Origin of the sequence: Arthrobacter globiformis (assembly GCF_003261175.1) — a bacterium.
Classification (GTDB): domain Bacteria; phylum Actinomycetota; class Actinomycetes; order Actinomycetales; family Micrococcaceae; genus Arthrobacter; species Arthrobacter globiformis_A.
This window is the reverse complement of record NZ_QLNP01000078.1, coordinates 62428-79975: the sequence shown is the minus strand read 5'-3', so window position 1 is coordinate 79975 and position 17548 is coordinate 62428. Positions and strand designations below refer to the sequence as shown.

The 17548-nt window shown below is 67.1% G+C and carries 17 protein-coding genes; 10 read left to right on the top strand and 7 right to left on the bottom strand.

The annotated features are described in order from the left end of the window. Positions 1 to 1007, top strand: a 1007-nt coding sequence (gene lipA / locus DBZ45_RS12440) for a lipoyl synthase (protein WP_223257049.1), incomplete at its 5' end; no start/stop codon positions are given. 45 nt (positions 1008 to 1052) lie between these two features. Beyond that, a complete protein-coding gene (locus tag DBZ45_RS12435) occupies positions 1053 to 1625 on the top strand; it encodes an MOSC domain-containing protein (RefSeq protein WP_111904212.1) in 573 nt (190 codons plus the stop codon). Positions 1626 to 1650: 25 nt separating this feature from the next. On the opposite strand, the gene DBZ45_RS12430 is transcribed toward DBZ45_RS12435, so the two are convergent. The 3 genes from DBZ45_RS12430 to hisD are packed head-to-tail and all read right to left on the bottom strand — an operon-like array spanning position 1651 to position 4764. After that, complete coding sequence (locus DBZ45_RS12430; RefSeq protein ID WP_111904211.1) at positions 1651 to 2616, bottom strand: 3-hydroxyacyl-CoA dehydrogenase family protein; 966 nt, start codon at positions 2614 to 2616, stop codon at positions 1651 to 1653. Positions 2617 to 2658: 42 nt separating this feature from the next. Next, positions 2659 to 3405, bottom strand: a complete 747-nt coding sequence (locus tag DBZ45_RS12425) for an SDR family NAD(P)-dependent oxidoreductase (protein ID WP_111904210.1) — start codon at positions 3403 to 3405, stop codon at positions 2659 to 2661. Positions 3406 to 3417: 12 nt separating this feature from the next. Beyond that, a complete protein-coding gene (hisD, locus tag DBZ45_RS12420) occupies positions 3418 to 4764 on the bottom strand; it encodes a histidinol dehydrogenase (RefSeq protein ID WP_223257048.1) in 1347 nt (448 codons plus the stop codon). Between the two features lie 205 nt (positions 4765 to 4969). On the opposite strand from hisD, the gene DBZ45_RS12415 reads away from it, so the two are divergent. Then, positions 4970 to 6322, top strand: coding sequence for an MFS transporter (locus DBZ45_RS12415; protein WP_111904209.1), 1353 nt, complete (start codon positions 4970 to 4972; stop codon positions 6320 to 6322). Between the two features lie 146 nt (positions 6323 to 6468). Next, a complete protein-coding gene (locus DBZ45_RS12410; RefSeq protein ID WP_111904208.1) occupies positions 6469 to 7494 on the top strand; it encodes a LacI family DNA-binding transcriptional regulator in 1026 nt (341 codons plus the stop codon). A 108-nt stretch (positions 7495 to 7602) separates the two neighbouring features. On the opposite strand, the gene DBZ45_RS12405 is transcribed toward DBZ45_RS12410, so the two are convergent. Further along, entirely contained in the window at positions 7603 to 8625 is a 1023-nt protein-coding gene (locus DBZ45_RS12405) for an ABC transporter substrate-binding protein (RefSeq protein ID WP_190243113.1), read from the bottom strand. A 189-nt stretch (positions 8626 to 8814) separates the two neighbouring features. Here DBZ45_RS12405 and DBZ45_RS12400 point away from each other — a divergent pair, with 189 nt between their 5' ends. Then, positions 8815 to 9429, top strand: coding sequence for a DUF6919 domain-containing protein (locus DBZ45_RS12400; protein WP_111904207.1), 615 nt, complete (start codon positions 8815 to 8817; stop codon positions 9427 to 9429). A 180-nt stretch (positions 9430 to 9609) separates the two neighbouring features. Continuing rightward, complete coding sequence (locus tag DBZ45_RS12395) at positions 9610 to 10773, top strand: ABC transporter substrate-binding protein (protein ID WP_111904206.1); 1164 nt, start codon at positions 9610 to 9612, stop codon at positions 10771 to 10773. 183 nt (positions 10774 to 10956) lie between these two features. On the opposite strand, the gene DBZ45_RS12390 is transcribed toward DBZ45_RS12395, so the two are convergent. Beyond that, the gene (locus DBZ45_RS12390) at positions 10957 to 11412 is read right to left on the bottom strand and encodes a hypothetical protein (RefSeq protein WP_111904205.1); all 456 of its coding nucleotides are present in this window, start codon (positions 11410 to 11412) and stop codon (positions 10957 to 10959) included. Between the two features lie 179 nt (positions 11413 to 11591). After that, positions 11592 to 12308, bottom strand: coding sequence for a GntR family transcriptional regulator (locus DBZ45_RS12385; RefSeq protein ID WP_111904204.1), 717 nt, complete (start codon positions 12306 to 12308; stop codon positions 11592 to 11594). Positions 12309 to 12436: 128 nt separating this feature from the next. Between DBZ45_RS12385 and DBZ45_RS12380 the strand changes: the two genes are divergently transcribed. Genes DBZ45_RS12380 through nagA form a run of 4 tightly spaced genes read left to right on the top strand, consistent with a single transcriptional unit; the run spans position 12437 to position 17114 of the window. Further along, positions 12437 to 13855, top strand: a complete 1419-nt coding sequence (locus DBZ45_RS12380) for a sugar porter family MFS transporter (protein WP_111904203.1) — start codon at positions 12437 to 12439, stop codon at positions 13853 to 13855. Then, positions 13855 to 14850 (top strand): N-acetylglucosamine kinase, encoded by a 996-nt coding sequence (locus DBZ45_RS12375; protein WP_111904202.1) that lies wholly within the window; start codon positions 13855 to 13857, stop codon positions 14848 to 14850. Before DBZ45_RS12380 ends, DBZ45_RS12375 begins: the two co-directional genes overlap by 1 nt. 51 nt (positions 14851 to 14901) lie before the next feature. After that, a complete protein-coding gene (locus DBZ45_RS12370; RefSeq protein WP_111904201.1) occupies positions 14902 to 15969 on the top strand; it encodes an SIS domain-containing protein in 1068 nt (355 codons plus the stop codon). Beyond that, positions 15966 to 17114: an N-acetylglucosamine-6-phosphate deacetylase gene (nagA, locus tag DBZ45_RS12365; RefSeq protein ID WP_111904200.1), complete on the top strand. Its 1149-nt coding sequence runs from the start codon at positions 15966 to 15968 to the stop codon at positions 17112 to 17114. Before DBZ45_RS12370 ends, nagA begins: the two co-directional genes overlap by 4 nt. Before the next feature lie 30 nt (positions 17115 to 17144). Here the strand turns inward: nagA and DBZ45_RS12360 are convergent, their stop codons facing one another. Then, on the bottom strand, positions 17145 to 17471 hold the full coding sequence (locus DBZ45_RS12360; protein ID WP_190243112.1) for a PepSY domain-containing protein: 327 nt from the start codon (positions 17469 to 17471) through the stop codon (positions 17145 to 17147). Between the last annotated feature and the right edge of the window lie 77 nt (positions 17472 to 17548).

The following is a 17548-nucleotide window of genomic DNA, read 5'->3' as shown; positions in this document are numbered from 1 at the left end:
TGACACTGGCACCAGAAGGCCGGAAAATGCTGCGGATCGAGCAGCGCAATGCGGCCACCCCGGTGGAACGCAAACCGGACTGGATCAAGGCCAAGGTCCAGATGGGCCCGGAATTCGTCCAGCTCAAAAACCTGGTCAAGAAGGAAGGCCTGCACACCGTCTGCGAAGAGGCCGGCTGCCCCAACATCTTCGAATGCTGGGAAGACAAGGAAGCCACCTTCCTGATCGGCGGCTCCGAATGCACCCGCCGCTGCGACTTCTGCCAGATCGACACCGGCAAACCCTCCCCCGTGGACAGGTTCGAACCCACCAAGGTGGCCCGCTCCGTCCAGGCCATGGCCCTGCGCTACGCGACCGTCACCGGCGTTGCCCGTGACGACGTCGAGGACGAAGGCGTCTGGCTCTACGCCGAAACCGTCCGCAAGATCCACGAACTGAACCCCGGCACCGGCGTCGAACTGCTCATCCCGGACTTCTCCGGCAAACCCGAACACATCGCCGCGATCTGCGACTCCAAACCCGAGGTGTTCGCGCACAACGTCGAAACCGTGCCCCGGATCTTCAAGCGGATCCGGCCCGCCTTCCGCTACGAACGCTCCCTTGACGTCATCACCCAGGGCCGGAACCTGGGCATGGTCACCAAGTCCAACCTGATCCTGGGCATGGGCGAAACCCGCGAAGAGATCTCCGAGGCCCTCCGCGACCTGCACCAGGCAGGCTGCGACCTGATCACCATCACCCAGTACCTGCGCCCCTCCGAACGCCACCTCCCGGTGGACCGCTGGGTCAAACCCCAGGAATTCGTGGACCTCCAGCACGAAGCCGAGGAGATCGGGTTCCTCGGCGTCATGTCCGGGCCCCTGGTCCGCTCCTCCTACCGCGCCGGCCGGCTCTGGGCCACCGCCATGCGCAAAAAGGGCTGGGAAATCCCCGCCGAACTCGCCCACATCGAATCCTCCGGATCCACCCGCCAGGAAGCCAGCTCCCTGCTCGCGCGGCCTGCCTGAGTTCTGTCCGGACCAGTGTCCCGCCCGGGGTATAGCGTTGTTTGCATGACGGCAACCTACCGGTACGACGTGGACGTCCTGCATCTGCTCGTTTCGCCGGCCCACGCCTACTTCGGCCGCGCACGCGACGGCGCCGCTGACGTGCCGACGGCGGATGCCGGCCAGGTTGAGATCGTTGCGGGCAAGGGCATCGTCGGGGACCGGTTCTTCGGCAAGGCCGCGCACATGGACGCGGCGGTCACGCTGTTCGCGGTCGAGGCCATGGAGGCCATAGCTGCGGAACTGGACGCCGGCCCGTTCGACCCGCTGCTGACCCGGCGCAACGTGATCCTCAGGGGCGCGCACCTGGCCCCCCTCCTGGGCCAGGACTTCGCGCTGGAATCCCAGGGCGACGTGGTGCGGTTCAGGGGCGGGCGGCCCGCCCACCCCTGTTCGTGGATGGACCGGATGCTCACACCCGGCGCACATGCCGCCATGCGCGGGCGCGGGGGCATGCGCTGCCGGGCGCTGTCCGACGGCGTGTTGCACCGGGGGCCTGCGGTGCTGGTCAGCCCGGTGCTACTTGAGCCTGACCAGGCGGGCGTTCCGAGCGTGCTGCGGCCGAGCCGGTTGCCGTAAGGGAGCCAGTGCCTGGGTTAGCGGCCTACAGGCCCGGGGCCCGGCCCAGCTCGGCGCGCAGCTGCGAGAGCCGTGCATAGGCGCTGTCCCGGTAGGCAACAAGGCTTTCCCTGCGGGCCGGGTCCACGTCCAGGAACCCATGGCCGGATTTCAGGCCCAGGTTGCCCTCCTCCACAGTTGCCGTCAGCGCGGCGGGCGGGGCGAACCGTTCACCGTAGGCCTTTTCCAGGGTCCGGAACGACGACTCATAGACATCCAGGCCAGCCATGTCCCCGATGGCGAACGGGCCGAACAGCGCAAGGCGGAACCCGAAGGTGTTGCTGACGACGTCGTCGATCTGAGAGGGGTTTGCGACGCCCTCTTCAACGATCCGGGCCGCCTCCTTGTACAGCGCAAACTGTAGCCTGTTGGCGACGAATCCCGGTGTGTCGGCAACCCTCGCGGGCGTCTTGCCAAGGGTCCGGATGAGCTCCTCGGCAAGGTCTACGACGGAAGGCAAGGTCTCCGGCCCCGGGATGAGCTCGACGCCGGGGATGAAGGGTGCCGGGTTCATCCAGTGGACGCCGAGGAACCGCTCCGGGCCGGTGACGGAAGCGGCCAGTTCCCCGATCGGAATGGCGGAGGTGTTCGTACCGATGATTGCATCCGCCGGGGCGGCAGCCGAAATGCGGCGGAGGATATCCGCCTTGATCACTGCGTCCTCCGGGACCGCCTCGGCGACATAGTCCGACGTCGCAACAGCGTCCTCGATGCTGGCGGCAGCCGTGAGGTTGTCCGCGATCTTGTCCGCTGCGCCGGCAGGCAGCAGCCCCTGGGCCTCGAAAGCCCTGGCCTGGTCCACGAGGCGGACACGGGCACGTTCGGCGATTTCGCCGTCGACATCACCGAGCGTCACCCGGTAACCGTGCAGCGCCAGCACCTGGGCTATGCCGCCGCCCATGTAGCCGGCCCCGACCACGGCGGTCTTCGAGATGGTCTGCGTGATGTTCATGTTGCTGCTCCTAGTGATGGGCGCTTCGGACGGATGGACCGTTCAGCGGATGGTGTAGCCGCCGTCGACGGCGAGAGTGTGGCCGGTGATGAGCGACGCCGCGTCGCTGAGCAGGAACGCCACGGCCCCGGCGACGTCCTCGGGTTCCCCGAAGCGGCCGATCGGGATTCGGGACAGCAGTTCTGCTGCCCAGTCGGGCCTGCTGAGGGTCGACGCCGTCAGTTCCGTCCGCACGAAAGTCGGAGCAACGGCGTTGACCCGGATCCCCGCGGCAGCCCATTCCAGCGCCAGGATCTTGGTGAGGTGGATCATTCCCGCCTTGCTGGTGCCGTAGGCCGCCCGTTCCTCAATGGCAACGATCCCCGCCTGGGAGGCGATGTTGACGATGGCGCCAGGGGTACCGGCCGCCACCCAGTGCCGTGCCAGGGCCGTCGTCAGGAAGAAGGTGCCTTTGAGGTTGGTGTCGAAGACCGTGTCCCAGTCGTCCTCCGTGAGCTCCAGGGCAGGCTTGGGCACGTTGACGCCGGCATTGTTGACGAGCAGGTCAATCCCGCCGCTGGCCCGCTGGAGTGATTCGGCGAACCCGCTGATGTTGCCGGGGCTGCTCAGGTCCACGGCCAGGGCCGGTGTCCCGTACCGTTCACTGATCTGCTGGGCCGTTGCGGCGTCGCGGCTGGTTCCGTAGACGGTGGCGCCGGACTCGGCAAGGTCATCTGCAATGGCCTTGCCGAGTCCCCGGCCCGCCCCGGTGACCAGTACTTTCTTGCCGTCGAGGCGGAAGTTCGGCACGTTCCGGACCTCTTAGCTGCCGAAGGTGTGGTCCGACCAGGGCAGGGTGGTGCCGCGGTACTTCGCCGCCCGGACGTCTCCCGAGCGGGCGTGTCCTTCGAACCGCTCCACCCTGGCTGCGCGTCCGCAGAGCTCACCGAAGAAGGCGCTGGATTCGGTGTTGGTCACTTCCTGGTAGGTGACGGTCCGCAGGTACTTGCCTACCCAGAGTCCGCCGGTGTAGCGGGCAGCACCGCGGGTGGGCAGGACGTGGTTGGTGCCGATGACCTTGTCGCCGTAGGAGACACAGGTTCCCTCCCCGAGGAACAGCGCGCCGTAGTCGTGCATCTTGTCGAGGGCCTCGCGGGGGTTCTGCGTGAGGATCTGCACGTGTTCGTAGGCGTACTCGTCGGCCAGGACGTATGCGTCGTCGAGGGTATCAACCACGTGAACGGCACCCCAGTCGCGCCAGGCGGCCGCGGCGTAGTCGCGGGTGGGCATGTCCACGAGGATGGTATCGATGTGCTCGATGACCTTGCGGCCCAGTTCCTCACTGGTCGTGATGAGGACCGCCGGGGAATCGGGTCCGTGCTCGGCCTGTGACAGAAGGTCGACGGCGACAATGAACGGGTCAGCGTGCTCATCCGCCACGATCAGGACTTCGGTGGGCCCGGCGAAGAGGTCGATGCCGACCTCGCCGAAGAGCTGGCGCTTGGCTTCGGCGACGAACGCGTTGCCGGGGCCGGCCAGCATGTTCACCGGCTTGATGGTCTCGGTGCCGACGGCCAGCGCTGCTACCGCCTGGATGCCGCCGAGCAGGTAGATCTCATCGGCGCCGGCCAGGTACATCGCGGCCACCGTGGCGTCCGGGACTTCGCCCTGGATCAGCGGGGTGCACGCCGCGACGCGCTCAACGCCGGCAACCTTCGCAGTAATGATGGTCATGTGGGCGCTGGCCAGCAGAGGGTACTTCCCGCCTGGGATGTAGGCGCCGGCAGCCTGGACCGGCACGTTCTTCTGCCCGAGGAGCACACCGGGCATGGTTTCGATTTCGAAGTCGGTGAGGGACTCACGCTGCTTCTGCGCCATGACGCGGACCTGTTCCTGAACGAACTTGATGTCCTCAATGGTCTGCTCAGGGACGCGCGCCATAATCTCGTCGAGCTGCTCCTGAGTGAGCAGGAAGGACTCGGGGGCGTATTTGTCGAACTTCTCCGAGTATTCGCGGACGGCTGCGTCTCCGCGTTCCCGGATGTCCGCGATGACGCTTTCCACTGTCGCGCGGACCTCGGGGGTGCTCCCCCGGGTCACGCTGTTCAGGGCGGGCTCCTTCAGCATCGCGGACTTCACGGCCGAGCTGATTTCATTTGTAACCGTCATCAGGATTACCTTCCATCGTCATTGATGGGCGACATGTGTAGCGCCCTGGGCCAAGCCATCCGGCCTGTATGTTGATCGAGTGTATACGTATACATTTTTTCGCACAAGGGGTTGTTTCCGCTTTTTGCATACGTATACACTGCTATTCACGAGCCAGCCGGTGTGGCTGGGCTCACTGTCCGGACGAAGACAAAGGAGTCTCTACATGAGCGCCCCCGTGACAACACCGGCACCGCCGGCAATCGATCCGAAGATGCGCCGCAAAGCTCTGGTTTCCTCAGTGCTGGGCAGCTGCATCGAGTGGTACGACTTCTACGTGTACGGCGTTGCCGCCGCGATCATCCTGAACAGCCAGTTCTTCCCGCAGGCCAGTCCGTTTGTTGGGATTCTGCTCTCCTTCAGCACGTATGCCATCGGCTTCGCAGCGCGCCCCATCGGGGGCATCATCTTTGCCCACTTCGGAGACCGCCTGGGCCGGAAGAAAATGCTCATGGCGACGCTGGGCCTGATGGGCGGCGGCACGTTCCTCATCGGCTGCCTGCCAAACTTCGCCACGATCGGCATCGCGGCACCGATTCTGCTGGTCCTCCTGCGCATCGTGCAGGGCATCGGGGTCGGCGGCGAGTGGGGCGGGGCCGCCCTGATGGCAACTGAATTTGCCCCCGCCAAGCGACGCGGGTTCTTCGGCTCCTGGCCGCAGATCGGCGTACCAGCGGGAACACTGCTGGCCAACGGAGCCTTCTACGTCATGGGCTACCTGATCTCGCCCGAGGCTTTTGTGGCATGGGGATGGCGCATCCCGTTCCTCGTCTCCATCCTGCTGGTGGTGCTCTCCTTCTACATCCGCAGCAAGGTGGATGAATCCCCGGCGTTCGAAGAAATCAAGCGCAAGGGTGAGATCGAAAAGATGCCGGTGGTTAAGGTCATCAAGACGCGCCCGCTGACCATCCTCAAAGTCATCATGATGCGGTTTGCCGAGAACGCGAACTACTACATCTACACCACCTTCCTGCTCGCGTACGGACCCGCAGTACTGCTGGAAAAGAACAGCATTCTATTGGCAACCATGATCATGGCAGGCCTGGGCATCTTCTCCATTCCGTTCTGGGGCTGGGTTTCGGACCGTTGGGGGCGCCGCTACACAGTCCTCGCGGGAGCAACCACCATGCTCCTGATGGCGTTCCCTTTCTTCTGGGCTGTGCAGACCGGTGACTTCCTGATGCTTTTGCTCGTGCTCATCCTGACCTGCAACGTCGGCCGCGACCTCTGCTACTCCGTGGAACCCGCCTACTTCACCGAACTCTTCGAGCCCAAGCTCCGCTACTCGGGAGCGTCGGTTGGCCCGCAGGTGGCCGCCGTCTTCGCCGGTGGATTCGCACCGCTGATCGCCACCGCACTGATCGGCCCGGACTTCGACCGGTACTGGCTGGTTGCGCTGTACATGATCGCGACGTCGGTCATCACCATCGCCGGTGCGCTTTGGTCTCCGGAGACGGCGCCCCGCGTCCGCCTGCGGCGCGGCCTGAGCGCCGAGCACGATCCCACAACAGGCCGGTAGCCACCTCTTCCCCTGTGCCGCCGGTGACCTGCATTCCGCAGGGACCGGCGGTGCAGGCTTGGGAGATTGGCTAGTCTGAAACAACAAACTGAAGCATCAGCAACACGCAGCCGCCAGGCGCGCCAGATAGCAAGGAGAACGCCCCGATGGTCACAAGCCGCGACGTGGCAGAACTGGCGGGCGTTTCGCAGGCCACGGTATCCCGGGTGATGTCCTCCCCTGCGAAGCTGTCTCCTGCCACCCGCGCCCGTGTCCAGGCCGCCATGGAAACGCTGGGCTATGTGCCCCACGCCGGCGCTCAGGCCATGAAAACAAGGCGGACCAACACCATCGGTGTGGTGGTCGCTGACCTGACCAACCCGTTCTACCCGGAGGTTCTCGATGAACTTAGCCGGGAGCTGGACACCGCGGGCTTCCGCGTCGTGATCTGGAACGCGGGCGGCGGCAGCCACCACGATGCGCTCAAAGCCATCCGGGAACACGCAGTCGACGGCGTCATCTTTACGACGGCGACGGAAGACTCCGTTGAGCTGCAGGCAGCCATTGAGAAGAAGAGCCCGATCGTTCTCATTAACCGCGTGGTGGAGGGCCTGCACTGCGACCAGGTCACCAGCAGCAACACCGAGGGGGGTGCCGCCGTCGCCGACTACCTCCTGGATAACAGCAGGACCCGGGTGGCCTTCATCGGCGGTGCCGAAAACGCCAGCACGTCACGTGAGCGCGCTAAGGGCTTCCTGGACAGGATGGCCGAGCGGGGCCACGGCGTTCCGGAACACTTCCGCTTCCATGGCGGGTTCTCCCACGACGTCAGCGCGCAGGTCATGAACCGCCTGCTTGCCCGCGCCGACAGGCCCCAGGCCGTCTTTTGCGCCAACGATCTGATGGCCTTCGGCGCCCTTGACGCAATGCGGGCCAACAAGGTCCATGGGCAGGACTGTTGGGTCATCGGGTACGACGACGTCGACATGGCGGCTTGGGATTCGTTCAGCCTCACCACCGTTCGCCAGCCCAGCCGCGAAATGGCACGCGTGGGAGCCCGGATGCTCCTGGAGCGCATCCAGGCGCCCGGGGAGCCGCCGCGCAGGGTGAATTTTCCATGCGACCTGATCGTCCGCGGCAGCACCGGACTCGCCGAGGCGGCTGCGCGACCTCCTTATTTTGTTGGAGACTAAATCAGTTGGAGCAGGCCGGGTTCCGGGCAGTTAGAAACCCATCGACTGCTCCGTAACTGCCGTTTTGGGGCCTGATAAGGGCAGTTACGGAGCGATCGATTCCGGGAACTAGCTCTTGGGCAGGCCTGCCGGGTTAAGTTCCGACTTGGCCACGGCCTCCGCCGACAGGCCCCAGCGGTCCAGGATCTTTCCGTAGGTGCCGTCCTCAATCAAGTGGTTCAGGCCGGCCTCCGCGGCGGCGGCGAAGCCGTTGCCCTTCTTGGTGGTGGCGGCGATGCTCGCCTTCAGCGGCCACCCGCCGTCCACGAGGCCCACCAGCTTGGTCTTTTCGTCTGTGGCGGCCTTGTAGGCGGCCGTGGCGTTGGGCCCGAACGTCAGGTCCGCCCGGCCGGACTGCAGCGCCAGGTTCGAGGCGGAGTCGTCGTCGTAGTACTGGAACTCGACCGGCTTCAGCCCCTTGGCCTTGTTCTCCTCGTCCCAGCGCAGCAGGATCGACTCCTGGTTGGTGCCCGAACCGACAATGACGCGCTTGCCGGCCACGTCCGGGGCGGATTCGACCTTGGTGATTTCGCTGCCACTCTTGGCGTAGAAGCCGAGCTTGTCGTCCCGGTAACTGGCAAAATCGAACTTGAGCTTGCGCTCCTCCGTCACGGTGACGTTGGACAGGACGGCCTCGTACTTGCCCGATTCCACGCCGAGGGGCCAGTCCGCCCAGGCAGTCGGAACGATCTCGGCTTCCAGCCCCAGCGTCTGGGCCAGTGCGACGGCGATGTCCACTTCGTTGCCCACGGGCGTCTTGTTGTCGGTGGCGTAAACGGCCAGCGGCGGTGCGAACGGGCTGACCGCCACGGTCAGCTTTCTGTCCTTCTTGATGGCTTCCGGAACCAGCGCCGCAGCCGTCTTGTCCACGGTGACGGGAAACCTGTCCTGCTCGGGCGTCAGATTGAAGGTCTTGCCCGACGACGTGGCGGTCTTGGTGGCGGCTGGCGCGTCCGCGGACGCCGCAGCCCCGGGATCGGAGCAGGCGGAAAGCGCCAGCAGGCTGGTCGCGGCGAGGGCCAGGCCCACCGCTGGGTTGAGTGCGCCCGCACGGGACTTTGGAGTGCGGGACTTGATTGACTGACGGACCATGGTTGCCCCTTGGAAAGTAGAGATGGAAGGAGTGAATGCGAAGGTTGTGGCAGCAACTATCCGGCAGCAAAAAAGCGGTGGTCAAAGCGCGGGGAAACCGGAAGATACACGGCGTAACCGCGATTCATACGGCGTTCGAAGGCGTCATTCGGCCTGCCCAACAGCCCAGTACCGCGTCTAGCATCGAGTATGAGCGATCAATTCACCACCGAACGTGACAGCTACGGCAGGCTTCTGGCAGACCGCGAAGTATGGCGGCAGGCGGGAACCCTCGCCGCCGCCGGGGAGCTGACCGCGCGGTGGCTTGAGGGCACCAGCGAATACCAGCCCGGAACCCTGGCCCCGCGCTTCGACGACGAGACCCTGCCCATCGCCGGCCAACTGGCTGAGCTCAACCGCAGCGGACTGTTCACGAAGGAATCGCAGCCCGGCCTCGGCCCCGAGGCCGGCCACGCCCAGCGCGAGTACGTCACCGGCTTCTGCTCCGCAGAGTCGGCGGCCCTCCTGCTGCGGCTGTCCGCCGAGACGGAACTCATTGCCATCGTGCACGCCCCGGGGGAGGTCAGCCAGGCCTCCGTTCCGGTCACGCTGCACGACGGCGAGGTGGTCACTGTTTTGGGAAGCAGCGAAAGTCCGGTCGAATCGGAGCAGATCCAGGACTGGGCTCGCGAGAGCAACGAAACCCTCGCCCTCCTGCTGTCCGATTCCTGGTACGTCGAGCTCCTCGACCCGGTCTGGGGCCGGCAGCAGCACCTTTTGCCCGCCGTCCGGGAAACCCTGAAGTCCGCCCCGGACGCGCTGTAAGCCCCCGATTTTTGACGTTCCGCGACTCCCGATGAAGCCCTGAGACCCTGAGCATGAACGATTACGACGCCGCGTGAACGCCTGCGTCGACAGCCATTGTGGCCGCCGGAGGCGCCTCCGTAATCTCAATCCAACGCGCAGCGCCATCCCCTCCGCTCCATCATCCAAAAGGAAAACGTCATGTCTTCGTCAAAAGAAAACCCGGGCTCCACCCGGATTGCCGCGGGCCAGCCCGCCGGCCGGAAACGCCCCAGCGGGCTCAAGATCGGCATCGCCGCCGGCATCCTTGCCGTGCTCGGCGCAGGCGTCGCCGTCGCCACTACGGCGGCCAACAGCTCCGCCCCGGGTTCCGCCACCGCGGCCGCCGTCACCAGCCCTGCCACCGAGCTGAAGCTGGGTTACTTCGGCAACATCACCCACGCCACCGCGCTGGTTGGCGTCCAGAAGGACTTCATCGCCAAGGAGCTCGGCGACACCAAGCTGAGCACCCAGGTGTTCAACGCCGGCCCGGCCGCCATCGAGGCGCTGAATGCCGGCGCCATCGACGCCACGTACATCGGCCCGAACCCGGCCATCAACTCGTTCGTCAAGAGCCAGGGCGAATCCGTCAGCGTCATCGCCGGGGCGGCCTCCGGCGGCGCCCAGCTGGTGGTCAAGCCGGAGATCAAGACCGCCGCTGACCTCAAAGGCAAGACCCTGGCCTCCCCGCAGCTCGGCGGCACCCAGGACGTGGCGCTGCGCGCATGGCTCGGCAAGCAGGGTTACAAGACCAACACCGACGGCGGCGGGGACGTTGCCATCAACCCGACCGAAAACGCCCAGACGCTGAAACTGTTCCAGAACGGCAAGCTCGACGGCGCGTGGCTGCCTGAGCCGTGGGCCTCCCGTCTGGTGCTCCAGGCCGGAGCGAAGGTCCTGGTGGACGAGAAGGACCTGTGGGACGGGTCGCTGACCGGAAAGCCGGGCGAGTTCCCCACCACCATCCTGATCGTGAACAAGAAGTTCGCCGCGGAGCACCCGCAGACGGTGGAGGCCCTGCTTAAGGGCCACGTCGAGGCCGTGAAGTGGCTCAACGACACCCCGGCCGCGGAGAAGGCCACGGAAGTGAACGCCGCCCTGAAGGAAGCTGCCGGCAAGGCACTCCCGCAGGAGGTCATTGACCGCTCCCTGAAGAACATCGTGTTCACGGTGGACCCGCTGGCCGGAGCGTTCAAAAAGCTGCTGCAGGACGGTGTTGACGCCGGCACCACCAAGCAGGCTGATATCAACGGCATCTTCGACCTGACCAAGCTGAACGAGGTCACCGGCGACAAGACCTCTGCCGCAGGGCTGGGCAAGGAGTAACCCGGAAGGACAAGCAAGAGGATCCGGTGGGAACATTCCCGCCGGATCCTCTTGGTTTTAAGTCGCAGCCCCTAGGCAGCGCGAACTGGCAGGTCATGCCCGCAAAACCGGGATTTGCGGGCATTTGCTGCCAGTTCGCGCGGGACCTGGCGACGGCGCCGGTCCCCGTTACAGCGCCGTGGATTAGTGGGGCACCGCCGAATACTCCGGCATGGCCGAATACTCGGGCACGGCGTCAGGGTCCTCCGCGTCTTTCAGGGTGTAGTGAAAAACCATCCCGGCCGGGCTCTCCTGGCTTCCGACATACTCGGCGGCAGCCCATTCCCCGCTGGCCACGGCGCCTGCCCAGGCATGGGCCTCCTCCCAGTGGACGGCGGAGGCCACCCGGCCGGGCTGCAGGCTCAGGGACACGGCAACCCCCACCGAAGGCGCGCCGTCAGAGGACCGCGGGCAGGTGAAGCCGATGATGTCCACGGAAACTCCCGGGGTGGCAAGGCACGGCCGCCGGGCCATGGTGGTGGCTGCCGCGTCCAGGCCGGAACCGATGTCCTGCCGCGCCAGTGCGTGCATCTGGCTGCGGAAGGTGCTCAGTTCCGCGCTGCATTGCGTCCTGATCCTGTGAACCAAAGCTGTGATCATGTCCCCCTCGATCCAGGGAGGGCGTTGCGCCGCCCCGTCGCTGATTATGGACTTACACAACCACCGGGTAACTTGCTTCACAACGCCCGGCGACACCCGCCGTCGTGCAACGCAACAGTGCTTCACTTTCCGCAGTGGGGCGTAATAAAGGGAAGCGCTGAAAGCAGTAGACCCCCCCGTTAGACGTGCATCCGCGCCACGAAGCGGAACCTGTCCCCCCGGAACACCGACTCGGTCCACTCCACAGGCTGCCCTTCCGGGGTGAAGCCCAGCCGGTGGACCAGCAGCATGGGGGCGCCCATTTCGACGTCGAGGAGCTGCACCTCGACCGGTCCGGCAAGCTTCGTCTCCACCGTGTCCTCCACCTCGGCGATCCGCATCCCGTAGTCCTCGCGCAGGGCAGCGTACAGAGAGCCTCGCTCCGCCAATGTCCGCGCCAGGTCCGGCAGCGGCCCCGCAAGGAACGCAACCTCATGCGCCAGCGGCTCACCGTCAACCAGCCTGATCCGCTCCACCCGGTGAATGTCCGTGCCCGGCTCCACCGCCAGGCGCCGTGCTGTGGCCGGGTCGGCCGGAAGCACGCTCACGTCCACGATCCGGGCCGCGGCCGTGAGGCCCTGGCTCGCGGCGTCGTCGGTAAAGGACGTGAGCTGGCGGACGTGCGTCACCTTCGGCGGCGCCACATAGGTCCCCCGCCCCTGCGTCCGGTCCAGGCGGCCCTCTGCCACCAGCTCGCCGATCGCCTGCCGCACAGTGGTGCGGGATGTTCCGTACTGCTCGGCGAGCGCGCGTTCGGTGGGAATCAGCGTTCCGGGCGCCGCGTCCTCAATGAGGGTGAGGATCTGCTCCTTGAGTACGTAGTACTTGGGCAGGGCTGCGGCGGCGGAGGATTCCATGAATCTGATGGTACCTATTGACACGAAAATTGGTCTAGGCCAAAATGATGGAAATTGGTTTACACCAATTCGGTCTGCGTCAGTTCCAGACCACCCAAATCCCCCATCCCCCTTCCAAGGACCCAAAGATGTCGTTCCTGCAAGACCTGCGCCAGACGCCCCGCCTCGGCCTCCTGGTCGGCGGCACCGCCGCCACCATCGGCATAATCTACGGCTACGATCTGTCGAATATCGCCGGCGCCCTGCTGTTCATCACGAAGGAGTTCCAGCTCTCCACCCGCCAACAGGAGTTGGTGACCACCGCCGTCGTCGTCGGTGAAGTGCTGGGCGCCGTCCTGGGTGGCTGGCTCGCCAATAAAGTGGGCCGCAAGGCCTGCATGGTGGGCGTGGCCGGAGCGTATGCCGCGTTCGCGGTGCTTAGCGCCCTCGCCGCTGACGTGCCCATGCTGCTCGTGGCGCGCCTGCTGCTGGGCCTGACCATCGGCATTTCCGTGGTGGTGGTACCCGTCTTCGTGGCGGAGTCGGCGCCGCCGAAGGTGCGCGGCGCCCTGCTCGTCGCCTACCAGGTGGCCACCGTCATCGGCATCATCATCGGCTACCTGGCCGCCTACCTCCTGTCCGCCACCGAAAACTGGCGGCTGATGCTGGGCCTCGCCGCCGTCCCCGCCCTCGCGGTCCTTGCCGTCACGTTCCGCCTCCCCGACACCGCCCGCTGGTACATGATGCGTGGACGCACCGAAGAGGCCCGCCGCACCCTCAGCTCGATCGAGCCGGACGCCGACGTCGACGCCGAATTGGCGGACATGCGCCAGGCCATCAGCGAAGAGCGCGGCGGCGGCCTGCGCGAGATGCTCCGCTCGCCGTACCTGAAGGCGACCGTGTTCGTCGTCGGCCTCGGCTTTTTTATCCAGATCACCGGCATCAACGCCGTGGTCTACTACAGCCCCCGGATCTTCGAGGCCATGGGCTTCACGGGCAACGCCGCCCTCCTGCTGCTGCCCGCGCTCGTCCAGGCCGCTTCCCTGGTGGCCGTGTTCGTCTCGCTGTCCCTCGTGGACCGGGTGGGCCGGCGCCCCATCCTGCTCGGCGGCATCGGCATGATGATCGCGGCCAACGCCATCCTGGTGGGCGTCTTTCTGGCCGGACGCGACTTCGGCGGAATCCTGACCGTGGTCGGCTTCCTCGGGGTCCTGCTGTTCACCGTGGGCTTCACGTTCGGCTTCGGCGCGCTGGTGTGGGTCTACGCCGGCGAGTCGTTCCCAGCCCGGCTGCGTTCCCTGGGCGCCAGCGCCATGCTCACCTCGGACCTCGTGGCCAACGTGATCGTCGCGGCGTTCTTCCTCACTATGCTGCAGCGGCTCGGCGGTGCCGGCACGTTCGCCGTGTTCGGTGCGCTGGCCGTCGCCGGCTTCGTCTTCGTCCACCGCCTGGCCCCCGAAACCAAGGGCCGGAACCTGGAGGAAATCCGCCACTACTGGGAAAACGGCGCCCGCTGGCCGGAAGCCACCGGCAACAATGACAGCAGCAGCACGCCGGCGGCCAAGTGATGCGGCACGTCCCCGGCCCAGGCCGCGTCCTTGGTTTGGATATTGGCGGTTCCAAGACGCACGCCATTCTGGCGGAGGTTGGGACGCCGGCTGCTGTAATGGACGACGGCGGGACAACAGTTCCCCGGCAGCTCGCCGAGTGCACGGCGGGCAGTGCGAACATCGCCTCCGTCGGGCCGGAAGCAGCCGCCGCGGCGCTGGACGACCTCGCCGCCCGGCTGGGCATCGGTGATCCTGCGAACCACGGAATACACACCGTGTTCGCCGGGGCCGCGGGAGCGGACACACCCGCGGCGCGGGAACGGCTGATCGGCTTCCTCTCCCGACGCTTCCCCGGAGCCCGGATCCAGGTGGACCACGACACCCGCATCATCCTCGCCGCCGGCGGCCTGACGGCAGGCACCGTCCTTATCTCCGGCACCGGCTCCGCCGCATGGACGAAGGCCGGCGACGGCCGGGAAGCCCGCGCCGGCGGCTGGGGGTATCTGCTCGGCGATGAAGGCAGCGGCTACGCCGTGGCCCGCAGCGCGGTCCGCAACGCCCTGCAGGAATCCGACGACGGCCTGCCCGCCGGGCCCTTGACGTCCCAGCTGCTGGCGCAGACCGGAGCCGCGGAACCAGCTGAGCTCCTGGACCTGTTCTACCGCCGGCCGGAGCGCCGGTACTGGGCCGGACTGGCGGGAACCGTGTTCGGCCTCGCCGCCTCGGACGCTGCGAGCGCAGCCATCGCCGAGGACGCATCCCGGCAGCTCGCCGCCCTGGCCCTGACGGTGAACCGCAGGCTGGGCACCATGCCGGAACATGCGCCGGTCCTGCTGGCCGGCGGGATGCTGGTCAACCAGGCGTCGCTGGCCTACAGGGTGCGCGAGCTGCTGGCAGCCAACGGCCTCACCGACGTCCGGGTGCTGGACCGCTCCCCCGCCTGGGGCGCCGTGGAGCTGGCCAGCCAGCTTGCCGACGCGCCACACCGGCCCGCCGCCACAATCCCCACCTGACCGCATCTCACTTTCCCCATAACCCCTAACCCACTGACCCCAAGGAGACCCATGACCGCCCAGCGCACTGAAACCACCGCCACCTCACCCCTTCCCGGCGCCCTGATGGCCGCCGAAATCCTGGAACAGCCGGAGGCGCTCGCCCGGCAGCTTGAGCACGGGCGCCCCGCCATCACCCGGCTGGCCGCCACCCTCCGGGACGCAGACATCAGATACGTGCTTCTGGCCGCGCGAGGCACCAGCGACCACGCCGCCCTGTACGCGAAGTACCTCATCGAGACGGTGCTGGGGCTCCCCGCGGGGCTGGCGTCGCCGTCGAGCCTCACCGTATACGGCGCGGAACCAAGGATGGACGGGGTGCTGTGGCTGGCGGTGAGCCAGTCCGGCGGCTCCCCGGACCTGGTGGACTCCACCGCCGCTGCCGCCCGGGGAGGTGCCCTTACCGTGGCCGTCACAAACGCACCGTCCTCACCGCTGGCGGCTGCCGCCCGGCACCACCTGGACATCCTGGCCGGGCCGGAGCGCGCCGTGGCCGCAACCAAGAGCTACACGTCGCAGCTGCTGGCGCTGTGGCTCCTGGTTGATGCGTGGGCCGGAGGGAACGGCGCGGAAGCGGCGGACCTGCCGCGTCTCGCCGCCGATGTCCTGGTGCGGCCGGAGATACTGGAGGTTGCAGACCGCTACCGCTTCGTGAACCACATCGTCACCACGGGACGCGGCTTCTCCTATCCCACCGCACGGGAGGCGGCATTGAAACTGATGGAAACGTCCTACCTGGCCGCTCACGCCTTCTCCGGCGCCGACCTGCTGCACGGGCCCTTCGCCATGATCGACGCCGACCGGCCGGTCATCGCCGTCGCCTCCCCCGGCGCCGGCGGCCGCGCCCTGCATCCCGTTCTGGACCGGCTGGCCGAACGGGGCGCGGATGTCTGCCTCGTGGGCGACGAGGGAGCCGCCCGTCCGCTGAACCATGTGGTGCCGCTGCCGGCCATCCACGAGCAGCTCTCCCCGGTCCTGGAGATCATGCCCCTCCAGCGGCTGGCGCATGCGATGGCGGCAGCCCGCCACCTGGACCCTGACGCTCCCCGGGGCCTGCGCAAGATCACGGAAACCTGGTGAGTCCGACGCTCATTTCTGCTTCCCGGGTCATCCTTCCCAGTGACGCTAAAACCGACGCAGTGCTGGAGCCCGGCTGGGTGGAGACCGACGGCGGCCGGATCACCGCGGCGGGTCCCGGGCTGCCCGCCCGGGAGCCCGACGCCGACTTTCCGGGCGCCACCCTCGCCCCCGGCTTTGTGGACGCCCACATCCACGGCGGCGGCGGCTCCAGCTTCAACGACGCCGACCCCGTTGCCGCCGCGGTTCGGATCGCCGGGGTGCACCGGTCCCACGGCACCACCACCCTGATGGCCAGCCTGGTCACCGCCCCGCTCACCCAGCTTGAGAAGGCGGTGGCCGCGCTGGCCCCCCTAGTGGAGCAGGGCGAGCTGGCCGGGATCCACCTGGAGGGCCCCTGGCTCAGCCCCGACCACCGGGGCGCCCACGCCGAGGAGCTTCTGCTCGCACCGGAACCGGCGGCCATCGACCGGCTACTGCTGGCCGGGCGGGGTACCGTCCGGATGGTCACCATCGCGCCGGAACTGGAAGGGGGCCTGGCCGCCATCCGGCAGATCACCGGCTACGGCGCCGTCGCGGCCATTGGCCACACGGGTGCGGGCTACGACCTGGCCCGCGAGGCGATCGCGGCCGGAGCCACCGCCGGGACGCATGTGTTCAACGCGATGCGGCCGCTGCACCACCGGGAACCCGGCCCCGCGCTCGCACTGCTGGAGGACCCCGCGGTGTTTGCCGAGGTGATCGCCGACGGCGTCCACCTCCACCCGTCGCTGGTCCGCTTCATTGCCGCCAGCCCGGCGCGCGCCGTCTTCGTCACCGACGCCATGGCGGCCGCCTGCGCGCAGGAAGGCAGGTACAGGTTGGGCGGGCTGGACGTCCAGGTGTTCGACGGCGAAGCCCGCCTGGTCAGCGACGGCACCATCGCCGGCAGCATCCTCACGCTGGACGGGGCGGTACGGCACGCCGTCCACGAGGCCGGCATCCCGCTCGCCGATGCCGTCCGCGCCGCGAGCCAGAACCCTGCGGACATGCTGGGGCTCTCCGACGTCGGGCGCATCGAAGCCGGACGGAAGGCGGACCTGGTGGTCCTCACGCCGGATCTTGAGGTGGCCGCCGTGATGAAGGCAGGCGAATGGCTCGCTGGCTGAGCCCTGCTGCTGGTTGAGCGGCGCTAGTGGCTAGTCGTCCGGGCTCTGGTTCAGAACCTGGAAGTTGGGGCCGATGTTGACTTCCACCTCGGACCCGTCGGTCTTGCGGATCTCGACCTCGTAGGAGGAACCGGCGTCGTCGCCCCGTTCGACCTCGGTGACCTGTCCGGGGCCCACTTTGGCCATGGCGGCGTCGACGGCTTTGTCGCGGTCGGTCTGGTTCAGCGGCTGCTGGGTGCCGCCGTTGCCTGTTGTGTCATCATCGAAGGGGTTCACGGAAGCCGCAGCCACCGACGCGCCCCCCAAAGCCGCCACAGCGACCGCTGCTCCGATGATCCACGCTGTTCTCTTGCGCACGGCAGACTCCTTTCTCATCGTTTTTCCAGTGTCCCCCTGCGAGGGGAACTGGGCAAGGAGCGCTGATCTCGCTCCTC

Bases quoted from the DNA above. Each gene is read 5' to 3' on its own strand.
- DBZ45_RS12370 (WP_111904201.1), top strand. From the start codon at position 14,902: ATGACCGCCCAGCGCACTGAAACCACCGCCACCTCACCCCTTCCCGGC.
- DBZ45_RS12385 (WP_111904204.1), bottom strand. From the start codon at position 12,308: ATGGAATCCTCCGCCGCCGCAGCCCTGCCCAAGTACTACGTACTCAAG.
- DBZ45_RS12380 (WP_111904203.1), top strand. From the start codon at position 12,437: ATGTCGTTCCTGCAAGACCTGCGCCAGACGCCCCGCCTCGGCCTCCTG.
- DBZ45_RS12410 (WP_111904208.1), top strand. From the start codon at position 6,469: ATGGTCACAAGCCGCGACGTGGCAGAACTGGCGGGCGTTTCGCAGGCC.
- DBZ45_RS12415 (WP_111904209.1), top strand. From the start codon at position 4,970: ATGAGCGCCCCCGTGACAACACCGGCACCGCCGGCAATCGATCCGAAG.
- DBZ45_RS12395 (WP_111904206.1), top strand. From the start codon at position 9,610: ATGTCTTCGTCAAAAGAAAACCCGGGCTCCACCCGGATTGCCGCGGGC.
- hisD (WP_223257048.1), bottom strand. From the start codon at position 4,764: ATGACGGTTACAAATGAAATCAGCTCGGCCGTGAAGTCCGCGATGCTG.
- DBZ45_RS12435 (WP_111904212.1), top strand. From the start codon at position 1,053: ATGACGGCAACCTACCGGTACGACGTGGACGTCCTGCATCTGCTCGTT.
- DBZ45_RS12405 (WP_190243113.1), bottom strand. From the start codon at position 8,625: ATGGTCCGTCAGTCAATCAAGTCCCGCACTCCAAAGTCCCGTGCGGGC.
- DBZ45_RS12430 (WP_111904211.1), bottom strand. From the start codon at position 2,616: ATGAACATCACGCAGACCATCTCGAAGACCGCCGTGGTCGGGGCCGGC.
- DBZ45_RS12390 (WP_111904205.1), bottom strand. From the start codon at position 11,412: ATGATCACAGCTTTGGTTCACAGGATCAGGACGCAATGCAGCGCGGAA.
- DBZ45_RS12375 (WP_111904202.1), top strand. From the start codon at position 13,855: ATGCGGCACGTCCCCGGCCCAGGCCGCGTCCTTGGTTTGGATATTGGC.
- DBZ45_RS12400 (WP_111904207.1), top strand. From the start codon at position 8,815: ATGAGCGATCAATTCACCACCGAACGTGACAGCTACGGCAGGCTTCTG.